At 61.6% G+C, this 25759-nt stretch carries 27 protein-coding genes; 8 read left to right on the top strand and 19 right to left on the bottom strand.

All coding sequences use genetic code 11. From position 1 onward, the window contains the following. Positions 1-36: 36 nt before the first annotated feature. From ACEN93_RS23585 to ACEN93_RS23570, 4 genes are all read right to left on the bottom strand, one after another. Positions 37-561 carry a hypothetical protein gene (locus ACEN93_RS23585; RefSeq protein WP_085611650.1) on the bottom strand — a complete coding sequence of 175 codons (525 nt, stop codon included), beginning with the start codon at positions 559-561 and terminating at the stop codon, positions 37-39. Beyond that, positions 561-1205, bottom strand: coding sequence for a hypothetical protein (locus ACEN93_RS23580; protein ID WP_039772743.1), 645 nt, complete (start codon positions 1203-1205; stop codon positions 561-563). The genes ACEN93_RS23585 and ACEN93_RS23580 overlap by 1 nt, the downstream gene beginning before the upstream one ends. 154 nt (positions 1206-1359) lie before the next feature. Beyond that, positions 1360-1704 (bottom strand): YegP family protein, encoded by a 345-nt coding sequence (locus tag ACEN93_RS23575; RefSeq protein WP_085648635.1) that lies wholly within the window; start codon positions 1702-1704, stop codon positions 1360-1362. A gap of 22 nt (positions 1705-1726) precedes the next feature. Next, the gene (locus ACEN93_RS23570) at positions 1727-2308 is read right to left on the bottom strand and encodes a DJ-1/PfpI family protein (protein ID WP_007957909.1); all 582 of its coding nucleotides are present in this window, start codon (positions 2306-2308) and stop codon (positions 1727-1729) included. A 170-nt stretch (positions 2309-2478) separates the two neighbouring features. On the opposite strand from ACEN93_RS23570, the gene ACEN93_RS23565 reads away from it, so the two are divergent. Beyond that, on the top strand, positions 2479-3393 hold the full coding sequence (locus ACEN93_RS23565; RefSeq protein WP_495610562.1) for a DMT family transporter: 915 nt from the start codon (positions 2479-2481) through the stop codon (positions 3391-3393). Here the strand turns inward: ACEN93_RS23565 and ACEN93_RS23560 are convergent. The 4 genes from ACEN93_RS23560 to ACEN93_RS23545 form a co-directional block, all read right to left on the bottom strand. Further along, the gene (locus ACEN93_RS23560; protein ID WP_490843641.1) at positions 3383-4615 is read right to left on the bottom strand and encodes a class I SAM-dependent methyltransferase; all 1233 of its coding nucleotides are present in this window, start codon (positions 4613-4615) and stop codon (positions 3383-3385) included. The genes ACEN93_RS23565 and ACEN93_RS23560 overlap by 11 nt on opposite strands. 90 nt (positions 4616-4705) lie before the next feature. After that, positions 4706-5323: a TPM domain-containing protein gene (locus ACEN93_RS23555; protein WP_495610561.1), complete on the bottom strand. Its 618-nt coding sequence runs from the start codon at positions 5321-5323 to the stop codon at positions 4706-4708. Positions 5324-5351: 28 nt separating this feature from the next. Continuing rightward, positions 5352-6104, bottom strand: coding sequence for a TPM domain-containing protein (locus tag ACEN93_RS23550; protein WP_495610560.1), 753 nt, complete (start codon positions 6102-6104; stop codon positions 5352-5354). 13 nt (positions 6105-6117) lie between these two features. Next, on the bottom strand, positions 6118-6726 hold the full coding sequence (locus ACEN93_RS23545; RefSeq protein WP_039771481.1) for a LemA family protein: 609 nt from the start codon (positions 6724-6726) through the stop codon (positions 6118-6120). 260 nt (positions 6727-6986) lie between these two features. Between ACEN93_RS23545 and bglX the strand changes: the two genes are divergently transcribed. Beyond that, on the top strand, positions 6987-9278 hold the full coding sequence (gene bglX / locus ACEN93_RS23540; protein WP_163974142.1) for a beta-glucosidase BglX: 2292 nt from the start codon (positions 6987-6989) through the stop codon (positions 9276-9278). 164 nt (positions 9279-9442) lie between these two features. On the opposite strand, the gene ACEN93_RS23535 is transcribed toward bglX, so the two are convergent. The 9 genes from ACEN93_RS23535 to ACEN93_RS23495 form a co-directional block, all read right to left on the bottom strand. After that, entirely contained in the window at positions 9443-10600 is a 1158-nt protein-coding gene (locus ACEN93_RS23535) for a phospholipase D-like domain-containing protein (RefSeq protein WP_134334230.1), read from the bottom strand. Between the two features lies 1 nt (position 10601). Then, on the bottom strand, positions 10602-11192 hold the full coding sequence (locus ACEN93_RS23530; protein ID WP_495610559.1) for a YceI family protein: 591 nt from the start codon (positions 11190-11192) through the stop codon (positions 10602-10604). A gap of 81 nt (positions 11193-11273) precedes the next feature. Next, positions 11274-12044: an IclR family transcriptional regulator gene (locus ACEN93_RS23525; RefSeq protein WP_085683240.1), complete on the bottom strand. Its 771-nt coding sequence runs from the start codon at positions 12042-12044 to the stop codon at positions 11274-11276. A gap of 59 nt (positions 12045-12103) precedes the next feature. After that, positions 12104-13561: an amidase gene (locus ACEN93_RS23520; protein ID WP_074691051.1), complete on the bottom strand. Its 1458-nt coding sequence runs from the start codon at positions 13559-13561 to the stop codon at positions 12104-12106. Next, positions 13558-14865 carry a citrate-proton symporter gene (locus tag ACEN93_RS23515; RefSeq protein ID WP_495610558.1) on the bottom strand — a complete coding sequence of 436 codons (1308 nt, stop codon included), beginning with the start codon at positions 14863-14865 and terminating at the stop codon, positions 13558-13560. The genes ACEN93_RS23520 and ACEN93_RS23515 overlap by 4 nt, the downstream gene beginning before the upstream one ends. 79 nt (positions 14866-14944) lie before the next feature. Then, positions 14945-16120, bottom strand: a complete 1176-nt coding sequence (locus ACEN93_RS23510; RefSeq protein WP_085666800.1) for a M20 aminoacylase family protein — start codon at positions 16118-16120, stop codon at positions 14945-14947. 143 nt (positions 16121-16263) lie between these two features. Further along, complete coding sequence (locus ACEN93_RS23505) at positions 16264-16566, bottom strand: amidase (protein ID WP_495610557.1); 303 nt, start codon at positions 16564-16566, stop codon at positions 16264-16266. Further along, positions 16563-17642, bottom strand: coding sequence for a serine hydrolase domain-containing protein (locus tag ACEN93_RS23500; RefSeq protein WP_495610556.1), 1080 nt, complete (start codon positions 17640-17642; stop codon positions 16563-16565). Before ACEN93_RS23500 ends, ACEN93_RS23505 begins: the two co-directional genes overlap by 4 nt. Positions 17643-17673: 31 nt before the next feature. After that, positions 17674-18579 carry an acyl-CoA dehydrogenase middle domain-containing protein gene (locus ACEN93_RS23495; protein WP_495610555.1) on the bottom strand — a complete coding sequence of 302 codons (906 nt, stop codon included), beginning with the start codon at positions 18577-18579 and terminating at the stop codon, positions 17674-17676. A 153-nt stretch (positions 18580-18732) separates the two neighbouring features. Here ACEN93_RS23495 and olsB point away from each other — a divergent pair, with 153 nt between their 5' ends. Together olsB and ACEN93_RS23485 are read left to right on the top strand one after the other, a co-directional pair. Continuing rightward, positions 18733-19488 carry an L-ornithine N(alpha)-acyltransferase gene (gene olsB, locus ACEN93_RS23490; protein ID WP_007957877.1) on the top strand — a complete coding sequence of 252 codons (756 nt, stop codon included), beginning with the start codon at positions 18733-18735 and terminating at the stop codon, positions 19486-19488. Beyond that, a complete protein-coding gene (locus ACEN93_RS23485; protein WP_495610554.1) occupies positions 19488-20282 on the top strand; it encodes a lysophospholipid acyltransferase family protein in 795 nt (264 codons plus the stop codon). Before olsB ends, ACEN93_RS23485 begins: the two co-directional genes overlap by 1 nt. Positions 20283-20296: 14 nt before the next feature. On the opposite strand, the gene ACEN93_RS23480 is transcribed toward ACEN93_RS23485, so the two are convergent. After that, positions 20297-20869 carry an acyl carrier protein phosphodiesterase gene (locus ACEN93_RS23480; RefSeq protein WP_039771450.1) on the bottom strand — a complete coding sequence of 191 codons (573 nt, stop codon included), beginning with the start codon at positions 20867-20869 and terminating at the stop codon, positions 20297-20299. A gap of 171 nt (positions 20870-21040) precedes the next feature. Here ACEN93_RS23480 and ACEN93_RS23475 point away from each other — a divergent pair, with 171 nt between their 5' ends. From ACEN93_RS23475 to ACEN93_RS23460, 4 genes are all read left to right on the top strand, one after another. After that, the gene (locus ACEN93_RS23475; RefSeq protein WP_007957866.1) at positions 21041-21343 is read left to right on the top strand and encodes an ArsR/SmtB family transcription factor; all 303 of its coding nucleotides are present in this window, start codon (positions 21041-21043) and stop codon (positions 21341-21343) included. 33 nt (positions 21344-21376) lie between these two features. Next, positions 21377-22540, top strand: a complete 1164-nt coding sequence (locus ACEN93_RS23470) for an MFS transporter (protein WP_011332833.1) — start codon at positions 21377-21379, stop codon at positions 22538-22540. A 32-nt stretch (positions 22541-22572) separates the two neighbouring features. Next, positions 22573-23622, top strand: a complete 1050-nt coding sequence (locus ACEN93_RS23465) for an alkene reductase (RefSeq protein ID WP_039771448.1) — start codon at positions 22573-22575, stop codon at positions 23620-23622. A 165-nt stretch (positions 23623-23787) separates the two neighbouring features. After that, on the top strand, positions 23788-24489 hold the full coding sequence (locus ACEN93_RS23460; RefSeq protein WP_414882291.1) for a hypothetical protein: 702 nt from the start codon (positions 23788-23790) through the stop codon (positions 24487-24489). Between the two features lie 435 nt (positions 24490-24924). Here ACEN93_RS23460 and ACEN93_RS23455 read toward each other — a convergent pair whose 3' ends face one another. Further along, positions 24925-25557, bottom strand: a complete 633-nt coding sequence (locus tag ACEN93_RS23455; RefSeq protein ID WP_039771446.1) for a TetR family transcriptional regulator — start codon at positions 25555-25557, stop codon at positions 24925-24927. Positions 25558-25759 lie beyond the last annotated feature (202 nt).

The raw sequence follows: 25759 nt of genomic DNA, 5'->3' as shown, positions 1-25759 counted from the left end.
CGGTTTACGCCGGGCGGGATTTTTTGTGGCCGTCGATCAGAGGCTGGCGGCGCGCTTCATGGCTTCGCGGTGGAACGGCTGATCCTTGAGAATCTGCGCGATGAACGTGTCGCTGATCAAGCGCATGTGTTCGAACTGACCGCCCGAGGCGTTGAATGCGCCGCGCCAGGATTCGGTGTGGTTCTTCACGGTGTAGACGCCCAGTATCTGCTTGCCATGGCTGAGGCTGAACACCACCGTGCTGTCGAAACTCACTGGCACCGGCACCAGAAACAGGGTGAAGGCGCTCAGAAGCATCTGCGGCTGAATCCCGCCGACATCGCTGTTGGCAATCACCAAAACGTTGTAGCCATCTTCGCTGCGGCCGGCCTTTACTTCTTCAAAGGTGCCACGCCGACGCAGCTCGTCACGCAGCATCCAGCTCGGCATGCCGATCACACTGACGTTGATGGCCGGCAATTGCTGGCTGCTGTAGTCGACGTCCGGCGCCTTCAGCGAATGGGTGGCCTGGCAGCCACCGAGCAGCAGAAGCAAGCCCAGAAGCAGACGTTTGATGAACATCAGAATTTCCCCGAGAGCATGGCTTTGTAGACGGAGGCGCTGGTGCCGTTCTCTTCACGAATAAACGGTGTGGCGGTGTACAGGTTCGGCATGTCCAGTCGTTGCAGGCCGGGTACTTGCGGATATCTGGCGCGGACCAGCGCGGCGTCGCGTTCGAGATGATCGCTGTGCAGAAACAGGCAGGTGCTGTCGCTGGGGGACACGCAGCCGGCACGGAAGTCACCGATGTAGTAAGCCTTGCCCGCTTCAAGCTGCATGCCGATGGTGAAGTCTTCACGGCTCCAGGACACCGATCTGCCGCGATCGAATCGCACGTTGTAGATCTCGTAGCGACCGGGTTTGAGCGGCATCACGAACAGCGTGCCGATACCACGACCGGTCTCGCGCACGTCTCGTGCGGTACGGGCATAGAACTCGTTGTGCAGGCGCGCGCTGGCGAATTCGTCACTGCCACGCTTGCGGATCAGCAGCATCTGTTCCTGGGCCGCATAGGATGCTTTTGGCCAGATGCCGACCACGCCCACCAGATACGCGGTGCCGGAATCGGCACTCGGTGCGAGTTCATCATCGATTTGGGTCGGGGACAGGCTATAGCAGCCGCTCAAGCCGAGCAGCAGGGTCAGGACAGCGAAAAGGCGGATCATCAGTGGGAAAACTCTGGCGGCAGTTGTTCAAAAATTCCGCGAAAGAGTCATCTCGGCGCCCCTTCCATGGATTGGCGGCGGAGGATAAGCGAAATGATGGCACATAGCCAGAATTCAGTCGCCAAGGATTTGGCGACTGAACGTCATGGGTGGTTCAAAGCACCGGCAGGGTTTTGTCCTTGATCACCTTGGACGGCCCGTTGGCCTTGACGCTGGCGATGCCCTTGTCACACGCCGCGTCCGATGAATAGGATTCGCTGCTGCCGATGATCTGGTGATTGGCCGCCTTGAGGTTGAAGTAGGGGTGACCGTCCTTCGTCGATTTTTTCTCGTAGCGTTCGTCCAGCGGGCTGTTGGCCTGCACCGAGGCGATGCCGTTTTCGGCGGCCGTGCGGCTGGTGTACAGCTCGCTGGTCAGAATGGTTTCGGCGTTCGCCGCTTTCAGTACGAACCTGTACTGGCCGTTGCTGCTTTTGCTCAACTCATACCATCCGGACATGGTGTTTCTCCTTTTCGATGTGTCACAGGGTGATTTTGGTTCCAAGCAACCCGAGGAACCCGGCCAGCCATTTCGGGTGCGCCGGCCAGGCGGGCGCAGTGGCCAGGTTGCCCTGGACATGGCCGTCCGTGACCGGGATGTCGATGTAGGTGCCGCCGGCCAGGCGCACTTCCGGGGCGCAGGCCGGATAGGCGCTGCACTCGCGGCCTTCGAGAATCCCCGCCGCCGCCAGCAGTTGCGCGCCGTGACAGACGGCGGCAATCGGCTTGCCGGCCTTGTCGAAAGCACGCACCAGTTCGAGGACTTTTTCGTTCAGCCGCAGGTATTCCGGCGCACGCCCGCCGGGCACCAGCAAGGCGTCGTAATCCTTGGCATCGACCTTGGCGAAATCGAAGTTCAGGGCGAACTGGTGACCGGGCTTCTCGCTGTAGGTCTGGTCGCCTTCAAAGTCATGGATCGCGGTGCGCACGGTCTTGCCGGCGGCCTTGTCCGGGCACACGGCATGCACGGTGTGACCGACCATTTGCAGGGCCTGGAACGGCACCATCACTTCGTAGTCTTCGACGTAATCGCCGACCAGCATCAGTATCTTTTTCGCGGCCATGGGCAGGAACTCCTCTGGTGAATGCGCAGGAATATTCACAGTAGCCCAAGGACCGCGATGGCGTTCGCAAACTGTATGGATAACTCTGCGCTCAGCTGTAACAGCCCGACTGCCGTGGTTTGTGGCTAGATGAAGACACCTTCCTGTCACCTTCGAATCTGGTTGCCCTCATGTCTTCGCGCGAAAACACCGGCATGGCCCTCGGCCTGCTCGGCGTGGTGATTTTCAGCCTTACCCTGCCCTTCACCCGCATCGTGGTGCAGGAATTACACCCGCTGCTCAACGGCTTGGGCCGTGCATTGGTCGCGGCGATTCCGGCGGCGGCGCTGTTGTTATGGCAACGGGAAAAGTGGCCGACCTGGAAGCAAGTCAAAGGCCTGAGCCTGGTGATCGCCGGGGTGATCCTCGGTTTCCCGGTGCTGTCGGCGTGGGCCATGCAGACCTTGCCGGCCTCCCATGGCGCGCTGGTCAACGGTTTGCAGCCGTTGTGCGTGGCGCTTTATGCCGCGTGGTTGTCCCATGAACGTCCTTCAAAAGCCTTCTGGGCCTGCGCCGCGTTGGGCAGCGCGCTGGTGCTGGGGTATGCGTTGTACACCGGCGCCGGCAGCATTCAGGCCGGGGATTTGTTGATGCTCGGGGCGATCGCGGTAGGCGGTCTGGGTTATGCCGAGGGCGGGCGCCTGGCCCGGGAGATGGGCGGCTGGCAGGTGATCTGCTGGGCGCTGGTGCTGTCCACGCCGTTGCTGATCGGCCCGGTGCTCTATCTGGCTTTCCAGCATCAGGGCGCGGTGTCGGCGAAAACCTGGTGGGCCTTCGGCTACGTCGCGCTGTTTTCGCAGTTCCTGGGTTTCTTCGCCTGGTACGCCGGGCTGGCCATGGGGGGCATTGCCCGGGTCAGTCAGATCCAGTTGTTGCAGATCTTCTTCACCATCGCGTTTTCCGCGCTGTTCTTTGGGGAACACGTGGAGCCGATCACCTGGTTGTTCGCCTGCGGGGTGATCGCGACGGTGATGCTCGGGCGCAAGACCGCGGTGCGCCCGGCTCAACCGGGCACATTACCGGCCGGGGTTCAGCTCAAGCCTTGAGCTTCAGCAGGCCGTCAGCGAGCAGCAGGGTTTCGAGGCAGTGCTCGCTGATCTGGTAGAACGCCTTCAACTCCTGAATCTTCACCAGCAACTGAGTCGGGTCCACCGGCTCGGCGCGCTTCACGGCGAGGATCATCTTGTTCTTGTTGGTGTGGTCCAGGGAGATGAACTCGAACACCTTGGTCTCGTAACCGCAGGCTTCGAGGAACAGCGCGCGCAAGCTGTCGGTAACCATTTCCGCCTGCTGGCCCAGGTGCAAGCCGTATTGCAGCATCGGCTTGAGCAGCGCCGGGCTCTGGATCTGCAAGCGGATCTGTTTGTGGCAGCACGGCGAACACATGATGATCGATGCGCCGGAGCGGATGCCGGTGTGGATCGCGTAGTCGGTGGCGATGTCGCAGGCATGCAGGGCGATCATCACGTCCAGCTCGCTCGGCGCCACGCTGCGCACATCACCGCATTTGAACACCAGCCCCGGGTGTTCGAGTTTCTGCGCGGCGCTGTTGCACAGGTTGACCATTTCTTCACGCAACTCGACGCCGGTGACTTCGCCTTCGGCCTTCAGGGTGTTGCGCAAATAGTCATGAATGGCGAACGTCAGATACCCCTTGCCCGAACCGAAATCCGCCACCCGCACCGGTTTGTCCAGGGCCAGCGGCGACGAGGTCAGCGCGTGGCTGAAGACTTCGATGAACTTGTTGATCTGCTTCCACTTGCGCGACATCGCCGGGATCAGCTCATGCTGGGCGTTGGTCACGCCCAGATCCTTGAGGAACGGTCGGTTCAGATCGAGGAAGCGGTTTTTCTCGCGGTTGTGTTCGGCGGAAGGCACTTCACGCAATTGCTGAGGTTTGCTCATGAACAGCGAGCTCTTGCCCTTTTTGCTGTATTCGAGCTGGGCTTCGTCAGTCAGCGCCAGCAAATGCGCATTTTTGAACGCCGCCGGCAGCAGCCCGGCAATCGTCGCCACGGCTTCATCGAGCGGCAGGTTCTTGGTGATGTCGCGGGTCTTGTAGCGGTAAACGAACGACAGGCACGGCTGCGCCTTGACCGTCACCGGTTTGATGATGATCCGCTGCAGATCCGCTTCTTCGCCGACATACTTGGCCAGCACCAGTTTGATGAAACCATTCAGTTCGAGGCTGGTTTGCAGTAGCTCGATGAACCGGGTGTGGTGATCGGGCGCCGGTTTGGCGGATGCGGAGGGAGCGGTAACGGACATGGGAAAAAGCGGCCTCGGACGGGCAAATCGGGAATGGGCGCTAGTTTAGGGGGGATGGCGTTCGAGGGCACGGCTAATTTCCCGAACGGCTTATCCCAACACCACCAACCGATTCGGCAACTCATTCCTGACCTGCGTCACCGGCACATGCACCTTCAGCAACTCGCCGCACGCCTCGATACAAGTGACGAAGCCCTGCAACGTCTGCCCCTGCCTTACCTGCTCGGTAAACGCCGCGACAATCGAGTCCCAGCTCTTGTTATCCAGCTTTTTGGAAATCCCTTCATCCACCAGAATTTCCACGTACCGCTCCGCCTCGCAGACAAAAATCAGCATGCCGGTGCTGCCCACCGTGTGATGCAGGTTCTGTTCGAGAAACTGCCGACGTGCCAGGTTCGAGGCGCGCCAGTGCCGGACATGGCGCGGGATCAGATGGGTAGTGACCTTGGGCAGGCGAAACACCAGGCACAGCACGACAAAACTGACCCACTGCACCAGCAACAGGCTGTGCATCGTCAGCCAGCCGGTCAGGTAATGCACGATCCCCGGCACCACCAGCGCCAGCAGGCTCGCCCAAAGCAACGGGATATACGCGTAGTCGTCGGCGCGGGCCGCGAGCACCGTCACCAGTTCGGCGTCGGTCTCGCGCTCGACCCGGGCGATAGCCTCGGCGACCTTGCGTTGTTCGTGTTCAGTCAGTAATGCCATGTCGTGAAGTGCCTGCTCATTATTGTTATCACCAGCCGCCGGAGGAACCGCCCCCGCCGAAACTGCCACCGCCGCCGCTGAAGCCCCCGCCTCCACCGCCGCCGCCAAAACCACCGCCACCGAAGCCGCCCCCTCCTCCGGAGCCGCCCCGGCCGGCGGGAAGGATACCGAGCATCTGGCAGACAAAAACAGTCAGGATGAACAACATCACCAGAAATACGAACAACGCCGGGTGGCGCGAGACGAAATCATCGGCGGGATCGCCAGCCGATTCATACACCGTGGACGGTTCGTCCAGCGGATTGCCGCCCAGCACTACCAGCATCGCCGCCACGCCGTCGCTGATGCCCTTGCTGAAATTGCCGGCCTTGAACGACGGCGTGATTACCTGATGGATGATCACCGAGCTCTGGGCGTCGGTCAGCCGGTCCTCCAGCCCGTAGCCGACTTCGATGCGCAATTTGCGCTCGTCCCGGGCGATGATCAACAGGGCGCCGTTGTTCTTGTCCTTCTGGCCGATGCCCCAATGCCGGCCGAGTTCGACGCCATAGTCCTCAATGGTGGCGCCTTGCAGATTCGGTAACGTCACCACCACCAACTGTTCGCCGGTCGCCTGCTCGTGGGCCTGCAACTGCTGGCTCAGTTGCGTGCGCACCGACGGCTCGATCATCTGCGCCTCGTCCACCACCCGCCCGGTCAGCGCCGGAAAGGTCAACTCGGCCCGGGCGCTGACGGCAAACAGCCACAGCATCAGCACCAGGCCCATCTTCAACACACGCATGGGCATCCCCGGCTCAGAACTTCACTTCCGGGGCCTTGTCCGCGCCGGGGCTGGTGGCTTCGAAGGTCTCGCGTATCGGCAAATTGCTGTACATCACGCTGTGCCACAGACGACCGGGAAAGGTGCGGATCTCGGTGTTGTATTTCTGCACCGCCAGAATGAAATCCCGTCGGGCTACGGCGATGCGGTTTTCCGTACCCTCGAGTTGCGATTGCAGGGCGAGGAAGTTCTGGTTGGCTTTCAGGTCCGGATAGCGTTCGGACACCACCATCAACCGGCTCAAGGCACCGGTCAGTTGATCCTGGGCCTGCTGGAACTGCTTGAGTTTTTCCGGATTGTCGAGAGTGCTGGCATCGACCTGGATCGACGTCGCCTTGGCCCGCGCCTCGATAACTGCCGTCAGGGTTGCTTCCTCGTGTTTGGCATAGCCCTTCACGGTTTCTACCAGATTGGGGATCAGGTCGGCGCGCCGCTGGTACTGGTTCTGCACCTGGCCCCAGGCGGCCTTGGCCTGTTCGTCGAGGGTCGGAATGTTGTTGATGCCGCAAGCGGTCAACAACGTGGCCAGCACCAGCAAGGTGGCGACCTGCAAACGCGAGCGGTAGACAGGACTGACATTCATCGGACGGGTGCTCCCTTGCACATTTCATGAATAATGAATCGCGAAACATTCTCAGCCGACGGTTGGGGCATAATCGCCCCCGCCACTGGATTGCAGCGGGCCGATGGGCTAAAAAGAGGCCCTGCGCGATCACGTCGCCGAAACGTTCGACGTACATTCGGCTGTCGTTTTCTGAATCAGCACCCGAACAACAATAGTCGCTCCCTACATTTTGGCTGGCCGGTGTTGTAACGCCGTTTAGGCCCTTGAGAAAACTATTCATGAAGAAGCTGTGTTTGCTGGGCCTGTTCGTCAGCCTGGCCAGTCATCAAGTACTGGCCGCCACGACCCCGGTCCCCCTGGAAAACAAGGATGCGTTCATCAGTAATCTGATGAAACAGATGACCCTCGACGAGAAAATCGGCCAGTTGCGCCTGATCAGCATCGGCCCGGAAATGCCCCGCGAGCTGATCCGCAAAGAGATCGCCGCCGGCAACATCGGCGGCACCTTCAACTCGATCACCCGCCCGGAAAACCGTCCGATGCAGGATGCTGCCATGCGCAGCCGGCTGAAGATTCCGATGTTTTTCGCGTACGACGTGATCCACGGTCACCGTACGATTTTCCCGATTCCGCTGGCCCTGGCGTCGAGCTGGGACATGGACGCCATCGGCCAGTCCGGGCGCGTTGCCGCCAAGGAAGCCGCCGCCGACAGCCTCGACATCACCTTCGCGCCAATGGTCGACATCTCCCGCGACCCGCGCTGGGGCCGCAGCTCCGAAGGTTTCGGTGAAGACACCTACCTGACCTCACGCATCGCCAAAGTCATGGTCAAGGCCTATCAGGGCGAGACCCCGAGCGCGGCCGACAGCATCATGGCCAGCGTCAAGCACTTCGCCCTGTACGGCGCGGTCGAGGGCGGTCGCGACTACAACACCGTCGACATGAGCCCGGTGAAGATGTACCAGGACTATCTGCCACCGTACCGCGCAGCCATCGACGCTGGCGCCGGCGGCGTGATGGTGGCGTTGAACTCGATCAACGGCATCCCGGCCACCGCCAACACCTGGCTGATGAACGACTTGCTGCGCAAGGACTGGGGCTTCAAGGGCCTGGCGGTCAGCGACCACGGCGCGATCTTCGAACTGATCAAGCACGGCGTAGCCCGCGACGGTCGTGAAGCGGCGAAGCTGGCGATCAAGGCCGGCATCGACATGAGCATGAACGACACCTTATACGGCAAAGAGCTGCCGGGGCTGCTCAAGTCCGGCGAGATCGAACAGCAAGACATCGACAACGCCGTGCGTGAAGTCCTCGCCGCCAAGTACGACATGGGCCTGTTCAAGGACCCGTACCTGCGCATCGGCAAGGCTGAAGACGATCCGGCCGACACCTACGCCGAAAGTCGCCTGCACCGCGCCGACGCCCGTGAAGTGGCGCGTCGCAGCCTGGTGCTGCTGAAAAACCAGAACGAAACCCTGCCGCTGAAGAAAACCGCCAAAGTTGCGCTGGTCGGCCCGCTGGCCAAGGCTCCGATCGACATGATGGGCAGTTGGGCGGCCGCCGGTCGTCCGGCGCAATCGGTGACCCTGTTCGACGGCATGAGCAATGTGATCGGCGACAAGGCGAACCTGATCTACGCCCGTGGCGCCAACATCACCAGCGACAAGAAGGTTCTCGACTACCTGAACTTCCTCAACTTCGACGCCCCGGAAGTGGTCGATGACCCGCGTCCGGCCAACGTGTTGATCGACGAAGCGGTGAAAGCCGCCAAGGATGCTGACGTGGTGGTTGCGGCCGTGGGCGAGTCCCGTGGCATGTCCCACGAATCGTCGAGCCGCACCGACCTGAACATCCCGGAAAACCAGCGCGAGCTGATCCGTGCCCTGAAAGCCACCGGCAAGCCGTTGGTGCTGGTGCTGATGAACGGCCGTCCGCTGACCATCCTCGAGGAGAAGGAACAGGCCGACGCGATTCTGGAAACCTGGTTCAGCGGCACCGAGGGCGGCAACGCCATCGCCGACGTGCTGTTCGGCGACTACAACCCGTCGGGCAAACTGCCGGTGACCTTCCCGCGTTCCGTGGGCCAGATCCCGACCTACTACAACCACCTGAGCATTGGCCGGCCGTTCACGCCGGGCAAACCGGGCAACTACACCTCGCAGTATTTCGATGACACCACCGGGCCCCTGTTCCCGTTCGGTTATGGCCTGAGCTACACCAACTTCAGCCTCAGCGACATGGCGCTGTCCTCGACCACCCTGAACGCCACCGGCAAGCTCGACGCCAGTGTCATGGTCAAGAACACCGGCAAACGTGACGGCGAAACCGTGGTGCAGCTGTATATCCAGGACGTCACCGGGTCGATGATCCGTCCGGTCAAGGAACTGAAGAACTTCCAGAAAATCATGCTCAAGGCCGGCGAGCAGAAAGTCGTGCACTTCACCATCACCGAAGATGACCTGAAGTTCTACAACGCCCAGCTCAAGTACGCGGCCGAGCCTGGCAAGTTCAACGTGCAGATCGGCCTGGATTCCCAGGACGTGACGCAGCAGAGCTTTGAACTGCTGTAATTAGCCAAGCGCTGCAAAACCTGTAACCGATCGTTCCCACGCTCCGCGTGGGAATGCCTCAATGGACGCTCTGCGTCCGCTTTGGGACGCGGAGCGTCCCGGGCTGCATTCCCACGCGGACGGTTCGACGCCTCGACGTGGGAACGATCAATCGGGGACAGCGACTAGCCGCGTCTGTCGAGCAAGTTGACCACCACCCGATCTACCCAACCCCACACCCGCTGCTTCACCCGCCGCCACAGTGGCCGTTTCCGCCATTCCTCCAGGCTCACCTGCTGACTCAGGCCGAAGTCCTTCTCGAAACTCGCCGCCACCGCTGCCGTCAGTGACGGGTCCAGCGCTTCCAGATTCGCCTCAAGATTGAAGCGCAGATTCCAGTGATCGAAATTGCACGAGCCGATGCTGACCCAGTCGTCCACCAGCACCATTTTCAGGTGCAGGAAACACGGCTGGTACTCGTAGATTTTCACCCCGGCCTTGAGCAGGCGCGGGTAGTAACGGTGCCCCGCATAACGCACCGACGGATGATCGGTACGCGGCCCGGTCAGCAGCAGACGTACATCGAGGCCACGGGCGGCAGCCTTACGCAGGGAGCGGCGGATTTTCCAGGTCGGCAGAAAGTACGGTGTGGCCAGCCAGATCCGCTGCTGGCCGCTGTTCAGCGCGCGGAACAGCGATTGCAGAATGTCGCGATGCTGGCGGGCGTCGGCGTAGGCCACGCGGCCCATGCCCTCGCCCGTGTCCGGCACGCGGGGCAACCGTGGCAGGCCGAAATGCGCGTTGGGCCGCCAGGCCCGGCGATGGCGGTTGGCGATCCATTGACGGTCGAACAGCAGTTGCCAGTCGAGCACCAGCGGGCCGGTGATCTGCACCATGACCTCGTGCCATTCGCTGGTGTCGTGGCCCGGCGTCCAGAACTCGTCGGTGACCCCGGTGCCACCGACCACCGCCAGACGCTGGTCGACCAACAACAGCTTGCGGTGATCGCGATAGAAATTGCCGACCCAGCGCCGCCAGTTCAGCCGATTGTAAAAACGCAGCTCGACCCCGGCCCCGGTCAGCCGCCGGCGCAGCGTGAGAGTGAACGCGAGGCTGCCGTAATCATCGAACAGGCAACGCACCCGCACGCCCCGCTCCGCCGCCAGTACCAGCGCCTGCACGATGGTTTCGGCACAGGCGCCGGCTTCCACCAGATACAGCTCCAGCTCGATCTGCTCGCGGGCACGGGCAATTTCGTCGAGCATGCGCGGGAAGAATTGCGGGCCGTCGATCAACAGCTCGAAGCGGTTGCCATCACGCCACGGAAACACCGCGCCGCGCATGTCAGCGCGCCGTGAAGATCAGCACCGCACCCACCGGCACCGACAGACTGATGGCCGACAGGCCGGCCAGGTTGCGCAGGCTTTCCAGGCCCGGCAGCAGATCGAAATCCTCGGCGCTGATCACCAGCGGCTCCAGGGTCACCACTTGAAAGCGTCGGTCATCGAGGCGCGTGGCGAGCAGTTCGGCGGGGTATTCATGCTGTTTGCCGTGCAGATTGACGGTCAGCGGCAGGCGCAATTCAAGCTGCGCGCCGGGGGCCAGATCGTTGATCGGGCGCAGGTCGATCTGGGTGGTGATGGTCGCTTCGGGGAATTGTTCGATCTGGAACAACTCCTTGCGCATGCGCTCGTCGCGCAGCGGGATGCCGCTGTTGATCGAGTCCAGCTCGACCTCGACCACGGCGCGCCCGTCGGGATCGACCTTGCCGTGCAGCACCAGAAAGCGCTGCACTTCAGAAATATTGGCGTTTTTCGTGCTGACGAACGACAGCCGCGACGACTCGCCGTCCAGATACCAATTGGCCTGGGCCGGCAGCACAGCGGCGCCCAGCAGCAGGCCGGCGAAGGCGTTGCACAGAGAACGGTTGAACATTGAAAACTCGTGGGGCCGATAAACGTGCACGAACCTTAACTGGCCTTGGCGTTATTGCAAACTGTCAGTCTGTGCAAACACTCAGGCCAATGCCTGCTGCACCTCGCCGATAGTCGACGCGAGGCTGTTGAGGTGCAGGCTCAGCACCCGTTCCACCGGCGCCTGATCCATTGGCCAGTGCAGCGCCATACTGCCGACCAGCCGCCCTTGCGCACGAATCGGCAACGCCACCGCGCGAATCAGGAACGGCAGGCGCACCGGGTATTCCCAATAACCTTCAGTGCGCTGGCCGAAACCCTGATGCAAGGCTTGTTCGGTGGCCTGCAATACACCGTCATCCGCCAATTGTTCGCGCTCGGCCAGACGTTTCACGTCCTGGCTGTCGAGTTCGCCGAGGCACGCGCGGCCCATGGCCGAATGAAACAGGCTGGCGTGATGGCCGACGATCTGGCAGTTCGTTGGATAGCGCTTGCGCAACACCTGCGGGATCGCACTTTCCATCACTTCAACCCGTTCGCCGTCGAAGCACGACAGATCCGCCACCAGCCCGGTGCGCTCGCTGAGCTCCAGCAGCATCGGCGCGGCGCTTTCCACCAGGTGGCGTTTGAAACGTTGCTGACGATCACCGAACAGCCGTTTGGCGCACAACCGGTAGCGGCGGTCGCTGAGGCCGCGATAGATCCAGCCCTGCTCCTGCAAGGTCGCGAGCATCCGCGACACCGTGGCCTTGGGCAGGGTTGTCAGGTAGTGCAACTCTTCCAGCCCCAACGCCTGATGCTCGCCAAGCAACTCGACGATGGCCAGCGCCCGTTCGACCGAGCGCACGCTACCGGTGTCTGCCTTGCTGCCCATGTGTTCGACCTCCATGGATACGGATGAAAGATCACTTCGTGCAGCAAGATGCGGGCCGCTCAGGCGGATTGCAGGCATGCCGGCGGTCGCCGTTCGACCCAACGGGTCAGTTGTTCATGAGCGTAGGCCAGTTGCAGCACCGCCCGATCCGCCTGGGCCGGGCCGATGATTTGCAGGCCCATCGGCAACCCGGCCGGGTTGAAACCGACCGGCACGCTGATGCTCGGCAGCCCCGCCAGCGTCGGGCCGATCACCACCTCCATCCAGCGGTGATAGGTGTCCATGGTCTGCCCGCCGACGACTCGCGGCCACGCTTGCTGTGCATCAAAAGGGAACACTTGGGCGGTGGGCAGCAGCAGGAAATCGTAACGCTCGAACAACTCGCTCAACGCGCGATACCACTCGCTGCGCGCGACCGACGCCTGATAGACCTCGGCAGCGGTCAGACGCAGACCGCCCTCGATTTCCCATTGCGCTTCGGGTTTGAGCAATGACCGTTTTTGCGGATCGGCATACGCCGCGCCGAGGCTGCCCTGCACCAGAAAATGCCGGTGGGTGAGCCAGGTCTGCCACAGGCGCTCCATGGAAAAGTCCGGCTGGCAGGCCTCGACCTGACAGCCCAGCGCACTGAAATCCGCCAGCGCCGACTCGCACAGGCTCAACACGCCATCGTCCATCGGCAGATAGCCGTTGTAATCGCCGAGCCAGCCGAGGCGCAGGCCGTTGCAGTCCTGTTGCAGATCCAGGCTGAAGTCCCGTGGTTCATCGGCCAGCGATAGCGGCACGCGCGGATCGTAGCCGGCCTGGGTCGAGAGCAATCGCGCGACGTCGGTGACCGTGCGCCCCATCGGCCCTTCGGTGGCCAGTTGCTGGACGAACACTTCCGGCATCGGCCCATGGGGCACACGCCCTTGGGACGGGCGGAAGCCGAACACGTTGTTGAACGCCGCCGGGTTACGCAGCGAGCCCATCATGTCACTGCCGTCGGCCACCGGCAGCAGGCGCAGGGCCAGTGCCACCGCTGCCCCGCCGCTGCTGCCGCCGGCGATCAGGCCCGGATCGTAGGCGTTGGTGGTGGTGCCGAACACGCTGTTGTAGGTCTGCGAACCGAGGCCGAACTCCGGAACGTTACTCTTGCCGATGATGATCGCGCCGCAGTCGCGAACCCGCGCCACACTGATCGCATCGTGCTGCGGCACTTGCTCGGCGAACAGCGGCGAGCCGAGAGTAGTGCGCAACCCGGCAGTGGCCGCCAGGTCCTTGATCGCCTGGGGCATGCCGTGCATCCAGCCTCGGGACTCGCCGCGATCCAGTTGCCGGTCACACTCATCGGCCTCGCTTAACAACACGTCCTGAGGGCGCAGCGAGACCAGCGCGTTGACCGCCGGATTGAAACGGTCGATGTGCGTCAGATACGCCTGCATCACCTCGCGGCACGACACCTTGCGGGCATGGATCGCCCGGGACAGCGCATCGGCGTCGAGGGCGACAATCGGATCAATGGCCAACGGACTCACGGCTTCACTCCCAGGTTGAGCGCAACGGATTTCTTCGCGCGTGGAGCCTCCTGCAAACAGTAAGTCCCGAGCAGGGTCAGCAGGCAAGCGAACAAGACATAGAACGACGGCGCCACCGGGGTGTTCAGAACTTTACTCAGCCAGGTGACGATCAGCGGCGCAAAACCACCGAACACCATCACCGCCACGTTGTAGGCCACCGACACGCCGGTGGAGCGCACCTCAATCGGAAACTGCTCGGCCAGCGCCGTCGGAGCCGGGCCGAAGAACCCGCCAATCGCCGCGCACAGCAGCAGTTGCATCACCAGCAAGCGCTCGATCGAAGGCGCCGCCGCCACCCACACATACAGCGGATAGACCATGACGAAAAACGCCAAAGTGAAAGCCATCAGCACCGGCCGCCGACCGAGGCGATCCGACAGCGCGCCGGACAATGGAATCACCACGGTCATCAACCCCACCGCCAGCATCTGCACCAGCAACACCTGATCCAACGGCAGGCCGAGGTTCTTGTGGGCGAAGGTCGGCATGTTCACCAGCACTACGTAAAACGATACCGTCGCCCCGCACGCCAGGCCCATCGACACCAGCAGGCTGCGGCGATGTTCGCGCAACACCTGCCACAGACCTGGCGCTGCGCCTTTGGCTTTCTTGCGTGCTTCGAGAAACTCTTCCGGTTCTTCCATGTGCTTGCGAATCCACAAGCCCACCGGGCCGATCAACAGGCCGAGCACGAACGGAATCCGCCAGCCCCAACTGTCCAGCGCTTCTGGGGAAAACAGGTGCGTGACCAGCGCCACCATCGCCGCGCCGCTGAACACCGCCAGGCATTGCCCGACCAGTTGCCACGAGCCGTACAAACCCTTGCGATGGGCCGGTGCGCTCTCCACCAGAAACGCCGTGGCGCTCGCATATTCACCGCCCGTGGCAAAGCCCTGAAGCATTCGCGCCACCACGATCAGCAGCGGCGCGCCCATGCCAATGGCGGCGTAGTTCGGCGCGAACGCGATCAGGGCGATGGACACGGTCATCAGGCGGATGATCATCTGCATCGCGGCTTTGCGCCCTTTGCGGTCGGAGTAGATGCCGAGCAGGATGCCGCCCACCGGGCGCATGAAAAAGCCGACGCCGAAGGTCGCCAGCGCCATCAGCAGCGAGGCGTAGTCGTCGGACGGGAAAAACTGCCGGGCGATGATGCTCGCCAGAAAGCCATAAACGATGAAGTCGTACCATTCCAGGGCGTTGCCGATGACGGCGGCGACCACTTGCCGGGTGCGCGAAACGCCTGCGTTCGAAGTCTGCATGGGGATTCTCCAGAAGCTGTGGGTTGACCACGCAGGCACATGCGCACCTGCGTTCCAGCGGCAGCAAAAAGTGAAGAAATCAGGCCGGCTTGAGCCAGCTCTCGGTGAGCGCGCCCCAATACGCCGCGCCGGTCAGCAGAATGTCATCGTTAAAATCGTACGCCGGGTTATGCACCATCGGCCGCGCCACGCCGTTGCCGATGAACAGGTACGCGCCGGGGCAGCGCTGGAGCATCCAGGCGAAGTCTTCGCTGCCCATCAGTTTCGGAGTGTTGCCATCGACGGCATCGGCGCCCACCAGTTCGACGCCGACCTGACGAGCGAACTCGGTTTCGGCGGCGTGGTTGACCAGCACCGGGTAGGCCGGACGGTGTTCGATGGTCGAGGTGCAGCCGAAGCTTTCGGCCTGGGACTCGATGATCGAGCGCACGCGGTCCAGTGTCTGAACGCGGACTTCGGCGTTCAGTGCACGCAGGCTCAGGCGCAGGATCGCCTGTTGCGGAATCACGTTCGCCGCTTCGCCGGCCTGCAATGCGCCGACCGTTACCACCGCCGCCTGCTGCGCATCGATATTGCGCGCGACCACGGTTTGCAAAGCCATCACCACACTGGCTGCGGCCACCAACGGATCCACCGCCAGATGCGGCATCGAACCGTGGCCGCCGACGCCTTCGATGGTCACGGTGAGCAAGTCCTGCGAAGCCATCATCGGCCCTTCGCGAAAGCCCAGATGCCCCGCCGGCAGGCCCGGCATGTTGTGCATGCCGAACAGCGCATCGCACGGGAAGCGTTCGAGCAGGCCATCGGCGAGCATCGCTTCGGCCCCGCCCTGGCCTTCTTCGGCGGGCTGGAAAATCAGCGTCAGGGTGCCGTCGAACTGGCGGGTCGCCGCCAGATAACGCGCCGCACCGAGCAACATCGCGGTGTGCCCGTCGTGGCCGCAGGCGTGCATGCAGCCTTGATGCCGGCTGCTGTAGGCGACGCCGGTGTTCTCGATGATCGGCAGCGCATCCATGTCGGCCCGCAGCCCGAGCTTGCGTGTGCTGCTGCCGTTGCGCAGCACGCCGACCACGCCGGTCTTGCCGACCCCGGTGTGAACTTCATAGCCCCACTCTTCGAGCGAACGGGCGACCAGCGCCGAGGTGCGGCTTTCTTCGAAACCGAGTTCAGGGTGGGCGTGAATGTCCTGGCGGGTGGCGTGCAGGTCGCTGGCCACATCGTTGAGCCAGGCAAGAATGTGCTGATGTCGGGGCATGACGGTTCTCCTCGCGCGGGTGTTCCCGGTCTTTTTGTTCGGTGTTGTTTCACGACACGTGAACGGCAGGTCGTGCTCACCGCCAGATAAACGCGAGACACGCGAGAGGACAATCGAATGTGGTTCCACAGGGTGGAACGGGATCAGGGTTGCAGGCGACAGCCCTGGCGTTCGCCTTGCCATTGGGCGCTGTTGCTGCGTCCCAGGCCGCTGGCGGTGACGATCTTTTGTGTGCGGTCATCGGTCAGTTCACTGGGCAGCCACTGCTTCACGTAGCCCCGGCAATATTCGGCGTCGTTGTTCATCACGTAGCGGCACGAACAATATTCCTTGGCGGTGTAGGCGCTGATGATGTCCGGGAAGGCCCACAGGTTTTCGCGCTCGTGCCAGCCCCAGCCCAGCAGCACGATTAACAGAACCAGCAGAACACGTCTGAACAGTTTCATGGCCGCACCGCCCCGAGCACGCGCTTGAGCAATTCGTTGTGGCGATAGCTGCCGTCGCGGTCATCGGCGTAGCGCACGATCACCAGTTTTTCGCTCGGAATCACGTACAGCGCCTGGCCCCAGTGGCCGAGGGCGGCGAAGGTGTCGGGCGGTGCGTCGGGCCATGGCGTCGGCGCGCCGTCTGCCGGGCGATTGAGCCACCACTGGCCGCCGGGCACGGCTTCATCCTGATGGGCCTTGTAGCCGGCGAAGGGTTGGCGGTTGAAGGCGACCCAGTCTTTGGGCAGCAACTGCCGGTCGTTCCAGCGTCCGTCCCGTTCCATCAGCAGGCCGATTCGCGCCAGATCCCGGGCGGTCATATAAGCGTAGGAAGAGGCGACGAAGGTGCCGGTGGCGTCGGTTTCCCACGTGGCATGGCGGATGCCCAAGGGATCGAAAAGCGCTGTCCACGGATAGTCGGGATAACGCTGTGGGCCGACGATGGTTTTCAGCGCCGCCGCCAACAGATTGCTGTCGCCGCTGGAATAGCGGAACACCTGCCCCGCTGGCGCGTAGCGGTCGTGATCGGCGGTGAAGGCAGCCATGTCGCGGTGGCCACGGGTGTAGAGCATGGCCACCACCGAGGATTTCAGTGGGGCGTACTCGTAGTCTTCCTGCCATTCGATGCCCGAGGCCCAGTGCAGCAGATCCTTGATCGTGATGGCCGGGTGTTTTTCCAGCGTCGGGTAGAACTTCGCGACGGGATCATCGAGCTTGAACAGGCCTTCGCCGTACGCCACGCCGAGCACCGTGGCCATCAGGCTTTTGCTGATCGACCAGGTCAGGTGCGGGGTGTCGGCGGTGGTCGCGGCGGCGTAGCGTTCGTAGATGAGCTGACCGTCGCGGATCACCAGCAAGGCGTCGGTGCGGATGCCTTGGCGGGTGTTGTCATCGCGGGTCGGGAAGGCATAGGCCTCCAGTGCATCGACGGCTGGACCGGTGAGTTTCGCGCCGGTCGGCCATTGCTTGCCCGGCCATTGTTCGGCCTGAACCGTGAAGCTGATCAGCAGCAGAAACAGGGACAGGCCTTTGAACATGGTGAGGGCTCTGGGGATGAACCTGAGAAGACTAGCCGGCGTTCATGACAGATGTGTTTTGGTTTGCCGCCAACGCCTTGGCCAGACGCTTGGCCCGCGCGCCTGCCGCCAGTTGCATGACTGATTGATCGCGCTGCCACATCGCCGCCCATTCGGGATTGCCGTCGCGCAGTGCCTGATCAACCTCCGGTTTGAGCCCGTCGAACTGCGCAAACAATCCGCCGAGCAACACATGCCCCGCCGGATTGTTCGGCGGCTGCCGACTGACTTCCGCACATCCGGCCAACAGCGCCAGCAAGCGCAATTGCAGCGGCTGCGGCCAGCCGCTGTCCTGACCGACGCCGCACAACCACGCGGTCATTGCACTCAACACGTAAACGTCTTCAAGGGTGCGGAACGGTTTGACGTAAGCATCCCAACCGTCCCCGGCGAGCAACTCGCACAACGCATCGTCGAGATGCAGACGACCATGGCTGATGTCCGGCATCAACGGCAGCGCCGGGAGTTTTTCCACCCGCACGCCGGGTTCGCCGGGGTACACCACCGCCAGGCTCAGGCGCGGTGATTCGCCGGGTTGTTCACTGCGCGCGGCGATCAGCAGCCAGTCGGCCGCATCGCCGGCGGTGACGAAATCCTTTTGCCCGGTGAGGCGCAGATCCGTGAGCCGGGTCTGCATGTCCGCCGGGCGCAGGCTGCGCTGCTCGGTCGCGCACATCGCACCGAGGCTCGGCGGCGCGCTCGGCCAGAGCATGCGCAGCGCCGCCTGATAACCCACCAGAAACGCCAGCCCCGGCGTCGCCATCCGCCGCCCTCCCGCCACCGCCAGTTCGAACGGCGTCACGCTGCCCAGTTGCTGCAGCAACGTGGCGAAGTCCTCCGCCAGATCGGCAACGGCGGGCAGGCGTTCGCGGCATTCCAGCAGGGTCGACCAGGTCATCAGAGGCTCCTCGTGGGCTGTCATATAAGCATCACCAAACATTCATGGCGATGACACCGGGGCTACATAGCCTGACTTTGCACAACACGGCTGCATAAAGAAAGTCGATCGGCTGCAACCCATGACGGGTTCAAGGCCCGTACGGAGATTCACATGACTCAGATCGCCCGCATCAGCGACACCGGCAATGAACGCCGCCTGCAAGCCGAACGCCTGATCGGCGCCGAGGCCTTGCAGCAAGCCCAGGCCTTGCGCTTCAACGTGTTCAGCGGCGAGTTCAACGCCAAGCTGAACGGCGCGGAGCTGGGTCTGGACATGGATGACTATGATGTTCACTGCAGCCACATCGGCGTGCGTGACCTGAACACCGGCCGCCTGGTGGCGACCACCCGTTTGCTCGATCACACCGCCGCCAGCAGCCTGGGCAAGTTCTACAGCGAAGAAGAATTCAGCCTGCACGGCCTCGCCGGTCTGCAAGGCCCGATCCTGGAAATCGGCCGCACCTGCGTCGACCCGGCCTACCGCAACGGCGGCACCATCGCCGTGCTGTGGGGCGAACTGGCCGAAGTCCTGAATCAGGGCGGCTACAGCTACCTGATGGGTTGCGCGAGCATCCCGATGCAGGACGGCGGTGTACAGGCCCACGCGATCATGCAGCGCCTGCGCGAACGCTATCTGTGCACCGAACACCTGCGCGCCGAACCGAAGAATCCACTGCCGAGCCTCGACATTCCGTCGAACGTGATCGCCGAAATGCCGCCGCTGCTCAAGGCCTACATGCGCCTGGGCGCGAAGATCTGCGGCGAGCCGTGCTGGGACGAAGATTTCCAGGTCGCCGACGTGTTCATCCTGCTCAAGCGCGACGAACTCTGCCCGCGCTACGCCAAGCACTTCAAGGCGGCCGTGTAATGAGCCGGCTGCGGGTGTACGCGCGGATCGCGCGAGTGCTGCTGGTGGTGACGCTGGGCCTGAGCATGGCCGGTGTCTTCGGGGTGTTCGAGCGTTTGGGTCTGGCCCATTCGATGGAGCGTCGGCAGCGCTGGTCGCGGTTTTTCATGGCGCGTCTGAGCAATGCCCTGCCCTTTCGCGTGACCGTGCATGGCGAGCTGCCGAAGCAGCCGATGCTGTGGGTCAGCAACCATGTGTCGTGGACCGACATTCCGCTGCTCGGCATGCTTACGCCGCTGTCGTTTCTGTCCAAGGCCGAAGTACGCACCTGGCCGGTGGCCGGTTGGCTCGCGGCGAAGGCCGGCAGCCTGTTCATCCGTCGCGGATCGGGCGACAGCCAGTTGATCCGCAAGCAGATGACCCGTCACCTGCAAACCGATCATCCGCTGCTGATGTTCCCGGAAGGCACCACCACCGATGGCCGTTCGCTGCGCACCTTTCATGGTCGCCTGTTGTCGGCGGCGATTGATTCCGAGGTGATGCTGCAACCAGTGGCGATCCGTTACCTGCGCGACGGCAAGATCGATTCGCTGGCGCCGTTCATTGGTGACGATGATCTGCTGTCGCACCTGATGCGCCTGTTCAGCAACGACTGCGGCGATGTCGAGATTCATCTGCTCAAGCCGATTGCCTGCCACGGTCGGGAGCGCGCGGCATTGGCGTACGAGGCCCAGCAAGCGGTGCAGAAAGCCTTGTTCGGTGATGTGCTCAAACCGGTCGAAGCACAACATGCCCGGGATCTGATAGCGGCCTGATCGGCAACGTCTATCTACAGCTGCCGGCCGGCAAAGTCCTGCAGCTGTGGGTAGAACAAACGAAAGTCCTCGCTCAACGGCTCATACAACCGCCGCAACTCCTCCATCGCCCCCGCCAGCTCTTCGGGTCGGGTCAGGCGCCGGGAGATTCCACGCAACACCTGCTCCAGCACTTCGAACTCCTGATACGAGCCCAACCAGTCATTGGCGACCATGTGCGGGGCGATCTTCGCCAGGCGCTCGGGCAATTGCCGCTCGCTGGACAGCACGCGGTAAACGTCGGTGGTGAATTGGCCCAACGGACGGTCGGCGTACTGCGTCCAGTCGCGGGCCAGGCAATGATCGAAAAACACGTCGAGGACGATGCCCGCGTAACGGCGGCGAGTCGTGGAAAACCGCGCCAGTGAAGCGTCCACCAATGGATGGCGATCAGTGAACACGTCGATCTGTCGATGCAGGGCAATCGCCGCTTCGATCTCCGGCTCGAACTGCCCTTGCAGCCGCCCTTTGACGAAATCGCCATACAGACTGCCGAGCAGTTGACCGGGGCGCTGGCCACCGAGGTGTAAATGTGCGAGATAGTTCATGGGCGCAGCTTAGCACCGCGCCCGCAATTGTTTACACCTCACATATCGTTATAACCCGATATACCGATTTATGCGGTCATCAGATCAAATTCATATTGGTGTATCGCGAAGTACCGATATAAAGTTCGCCTCATCGCGATATAGCGCTACACACATCACGAGCACCCAGCCATGAACATTGACCTCGACGAAATAATAAAAGCCCTGGCACACCCAGTACGGCGAGACATCCTCAACTGGCTGAAAGACCCGAAAGCCCAGTTTCCGGAACAGATCCACAACCACGAGTACGGCATCTGCGCCGGGCAGATCGATCAACGCTGCGGCCTGTCGCAATCGACCGTTTCCGCCCACCTGGCCACCCTGCAACGGGCCGGGCTGATCAGCAGCCAGAAAGCCGGCCAGTGGCACTTTTTCAAACGCAACGAGGACGTGATCCAGGCGTTCCTCAGCACCCTCAGCAAAGAGCTCTGACCCTTAACGTCAGCCAGCCAAAAGGATTAAACGATGCCCCTCTCGCTACTCATACTCGCCTTGAGCGCCTTCGCCATCGGCACCACCGAGTTCGTCATCATGGGCCTGCTGCCCAATGTGGCGGCTGACCTCGGCGTGTCGATTCCCGGTGCCGGCTGGCTGGTGACCGGCTACGCCCTGGGCGTGGCGATTGGTGCACCGTTCATGGCAATGGCCACTGCAAAACTGCCGCGCAAGGCTGCACTGGTAACGCTGATGGGCATCTTCATTATCGGCAACCTGCTCTGCGCCATCGCCACTGATTACAACGTGCTGATGTTCGCCCGAGTGGTTACCGCCCTCTGCCACGGTGCGTTCTTCGGCATCGGCTCGGTGGTGGCGGCCAACCTGGTGGCACCGAACAAGCGCGCCTCGGCCGTGGCCCTGATGTTCACCGGCCTGACCCTGGCCAACGTGCTGGGTGTACCGCTGGGCACCGCCCTCGGTCAGGAAGCCGGCTGGCGCTCAACCTTCTGGGCAGTGACCGTGATCGGGGTGATCGCGCTGATCGGCCTGATCCGCTTCCTGCCGGCCAAGCGTGACGAAGAAAAACTCGACATGCGTGCCGAACTGGCCGCCCTCAAGGGCGCCGGCATCTGGCTGTCGCTGAGCATGACCGCGCTGTTCGCCGCCTCGGTATTCACCCTGTTCACTTACGTCGCTCCATTGCTGGGCGATGTCACCGGCGTCTCGCCCCGTGGCGTGACCTGGACCCTGATGCTCATCGGCCTGGGCCTGACCGTCGGCAACATCATCGGCGGCAAACTGGCCGACAAGGGCCTCGCCGCGACGCTGATCGGCGTGTTCATCGCCATGGCCGTGACCTCCACCGTCCTGACCTGGACCAGCATCGCCCTGATCCCCACCGAAATCACCCTGTTCCTCTGGGCTACCGCGTGTTTCGCCGCCGTGCCGGCTCTGCAAGTGAACGTCGTGACCTACGGCCAGGCCGCACCGAACCTGGTGTCGACCCTGAACATCGGCGCCTTCAACGTCGGCAACGCCCTCGGTGCCTGGGTCGGCGGCAGCGTCATCGCCCACGGCTACGGCCTGACCAGCGTGCCTCTCGCCGCTGCAGCGCTTGCGGTTCTCGCGCTGCTGGTGACCCTGATCACATTCCGCCAGAACGGCAATCCCGAGCTGGCCACCGCTAACTGATTCACTCACTTACCTCACGAGGGTTGTATCTCATGGCAACAATTTTCGATCCGATCAAACTGGGCGACCTCGAGCTGTCCAACCGCATCATCATGGCGCCGCTGACCCGCTGCCGCGCCGACGAAGGCCGCGTACCGAACGCGCTGATGGCCGAGTATTACGTACAACGCGCCTCGGCCGGCCTGATCCTCAGCGAAGCCACTTCGGTGACCCCGATGGGCGTCGGCTACCCGGACACCCCGGGCATCTGGTCCAACGACCAAGTGCGCGGCTGGACCAACGTGACCAAGGCCGTTCACGCCGCCGGCGGCAAGATCGTCCTGCAACTGTGGCACGTCGGCCGGATCTCCCACCCGTCGTACCTGAACGGCGAAACGCCGGTTGCACCGAGCGCCATCCAGCCTAAAGGCCACGTCAGCCTGGTTCGCCCGCTGGCCGACTATCCAACCCCGCGCGCACTGGAAAACGCTGAAATCGCCGACATCGTCGACGCCTACCGCGTCGGTGCAGAAAACGCCAAGGCCGCCGGTTTCGACGGCGTGGAAATCCACGGCGCCAACGGCTACCTGCTCGACCAGTTCCTGCAAAGCAGCACCAACCAGCGCACCGACCACTACGGCGGCTCCCTGGAAAACCGTGCACGCCTGCTGCTGGAAGTGACCGACGCGGCCATCGAAGTCTGGGGCGCCGGCCGTGTCGGCGTGCACCTGGCTCCGCGCGCCGACTCCCATGACATGGGCGACGACAACCTGGCGGAAACCTTCACCTACGTCGCTCGCGAACTGGGCAAGCGTGGCATCGCGTTCATCTGCTCCCGCGAGAAAGAAGGCGCCGACAGCCTCGGCCCACAACTGAAGGAAGCCTTCGGCGGCGCCTACATTGCCAACGAGCGCTTCACCAAGGACAGCGCCAACGCGTGGCTGGCCGAGGGCAAGGCTGACGCCGTGGCATTCGGCATCCCGTTTATTGCCAACCCGGATCTGCCGGCCCGTCTGAAGGCCGATGCTCCGCTGAACGAACCGCGTCCAGAACTGTTCTACGGCAAGGGCCCGGTCGGCTACATCGACTACCCAACGTTGTAATCACTACGCCTTGCAATGTAAAAGCCCCGGACTCGCAAGAGCCGGGGCTTTTTGTTTATCAGGGGGGCGACTACTTGCGAAATAAACCATTACATAGATCGCATGCACTTCGACCTTGGCACTGTTATTTTCGCACCCTCCAACTAAACAAAAAGAGAAACCGTCATGAATGACACAACAAACGACACCATTTCAAAAGACGAAAACAATCATGAAGAAACTCAAATCAAAACATTTGAAAACACTACTCTAACCTCCATTCTGTCAAGCTCAACTTACTTGATCAGCCCAGTCGCCGCCAGTATATTAGGCACTGTGCTTTCCAACATCACCGACGACGAACACACCAAGACTACTACTCACTTAGAACTTGAAAACGAATTTCAAACCGTTATCAAAAAAGCTCAACAACAGGAAGAAAAAACCTGGAATACGATTAAACACGAAGGCAACAACAGTATTCTAATCAATATTTACAATGGAACTTCGGAAACATTTTCACTCACTCAATGCAGCTGGGATACCAGTGGACTCCAAGGAGAGGATCTGGTCATCCACCCTTGGCAATACATGCAGTTCATACTACGCAGTAAGCCTCCAGCGCTTTCTGGTGGGGCGAAACGGCGAAGATCAACTCCCGTCGGACATGCGTTTACTTACTCCGGTGAAAAGCAAGCCTTTCATTTCACAACCTCAGTAAAGTTAACGGCTCCCTATGAACCGTTCGCCTTTGACACGAAAATAATCCCCAACCGCGAACATAACGTTCGTTCTATTGGTAAAGAACCACTCACCGTCAAATCTCATATAACCCGGCACCAGTCCGCTCGTCCTTATAGCTATGCCATAGTGATCAACTTAGGTTAAGCACGACCGCCCGTATAACCAATTATTGGGCTGTTGTGAACCGAGATTACTTAGTTCGCAACCATTCAAGTAAAAAGATCCCTTTGATCGTAAAGCGGTATGCACTCAAGGATGCTCCACGGTCGGCCACATCGACTACCGATAGCATTCGTCAATTACAGAAATACGAAAAAAGCCCTGGGCTCTTAATAGTCGGGGCTTTTTGTTTATCGTAGGTCTGACGCAGCTCCAATAGGGGGTCACGTCAGGATTGATTGTCTGGCACTTACCCTCTCTCACATTCCAGACACAAAATTCCTACAAAATACTGAGCTAGCAATCTGTCAATCAAGTGAACGTGCGTATATAAAAACAGCCCATTACCGCACCGTGCGTGAAGCACCGTTCATTTTCAACATCACGGTTGACACCCACGGACCAATAACGAATTTTGTTTCATTTGCGCAGGCTGGGGCTCCAGCGCAGCATGTCCAGCCCGGTATCGACCCAACGCTCCGCCTCGGCGTACAGATCGAAGCTGTCCGGCGCCAGGAGCCATCCATAAAGGAGGCCGTCGATATAGGCGTGAATGCTGATGGCTGCCCGGGCGGTGTCGAGGTCCGCCGGCAACTGTCCACGATTGACCGCATTACTCAATGTCAGCGCGATCCGCACATTGCAATCGAGGCTGGCGGTCCGGCGCTGCTGACGCAGATCGCACATTTCATCGGTGAACTCGCACTTATGAAACAGAATTTCGTTGATACGCCGGGTCTTCGGATCCAGTGCAACTTTATGAAACAAATGAATCAGCAATTGGCGCATGCAGCCCAGTGGATCAGGTTCGTCCTCGCTTTCGCTGGCCTTGGCCAGTTCGTCCAGCGGCTCATGCAGAGTATCGAGCATGGCTTGCAACAGATCGGCCTTGTTGCTGAAGTGCCAGTAGATGGCACCTCGCGTCACCCCCGCCAGGGTTGCGATATCCGACAACGTCGTGCGCGCCACGCCCCGCTCATAGAAGGCTTTCTCGGCCGCTTCGAGAATCTGGCTGCGCGTTTCCTGAGCTTCCTCTTTGGTACGACGGACCATGGCAGTAAAACCTCAAACAGGATGTTTCAGGGATGGCTGAATATCCGCTGAATAAAAAAGGGTCGATCTCTCGCGGATCGGCTCCCCGGCCTACAATTTCAGACCTTGCGACGACTTTTGTAACAGGATGGATACGACGCCAAGGTGTTTACAAACAACCATGAACGTAAGTATATTCATTAGCAAGCTACTTATCCACCCG

The organism is Pseudomonas sp. Pseusp21, from assembly GCF_059492145.1.
This window is presented reverse-complemented; position numbering and strand designations above follow the sequence as displayed.